Source organism: Novacetimonas maltaceti (assembly GCF_002906255.1).
GTDB classification, from domain to species: Bacteria; Pseudomonadota; Alphaproteobacteria; order Acetobacterales; family Acetobacteraceae; genus Novacetimonas; species Novacetimonas maltaceti.
In genome coordinates, this window is sequence record NZ_POTC01000144.1 from 1 (window position 1) to 733 (window position 733).

Consider the following 733-nt stretch of genomic DNA (forward strand, 5'->3'; position numbering starts at 1 on the left):
TGGGGCTGGCATAGGTAAGCCAACAGAGGCTTGATATGTCGCATGAAAGTACGTCGTCGCAGCCGGCTGCCTGTCAGCATCCAAAAACGGCTTCTGGAGCACTTCGTCGCGGGCACGCCCGCCCGGAGTGCTGCCGAACTTGTCGGCGTCAATCGCAATACAGCGACCCTGTATTACCGCAAATTGCGAGAGATCATAGCGGAACAGATTGCTCATGAGGCACCGGTCTCAGGTGAAATCGAAGTCGATGAGAGCTATTTCGGTGGACATCGCAAAGGAAAACGGGGCCGGGGCGCTGCCGGGAAAGTGGCTGTTTTCGGGCTGCTGAAACGGCATGGCCGCGTCCATGCCGTCATGATCCCCAATGCCGGGCACCAGACGCTGATGTCGATCATTCGAAGAAAAGTGCAGCCGGATTCAATCGTCTACAGCGATTCCTGGCACGCTTACGACAAGCTGGATGTCTCGGAATTTCATCATGAACGCATCGACCACAGCAGGCATCTTGCCCTGGGCAGAAATCATATAAACGGCATCGAGAATTTCTGGAGCCAGGCAAAACGGCATCTGCGGCGATACAATGGAATACCACGCAAGGACTTCCATCTCTTCCTGGCCGAGTGCGAGTGGCGCTTCAACATCCGCTCGCCGGCAAAACTCCTGAAAATCCTCACTCAATGGGCTAAACTGTCCGCGTGAACCGTCCCAAACAATGCTTACCTATGCCAGCCCC

1 protein-coding gene is annotated in these 733 nt (G+C 55.5%); it reads left to right on the forward strand.

What is annotated here, in order from left to right:
• Positions 1-42 precede the first annotated feature (42 nt).
• On the forward strand, positions 43-699 hold the full coding sequence (locus tag KMAL_RS16725) for an IS1595 family transposase (RefSeq protein ID WP_110096542.1): 657 nt from the start codon (positions 43-45) through the stop codon (positions 697-699).
• Positions 700-733: the final 34 nt, after the last annotated feature.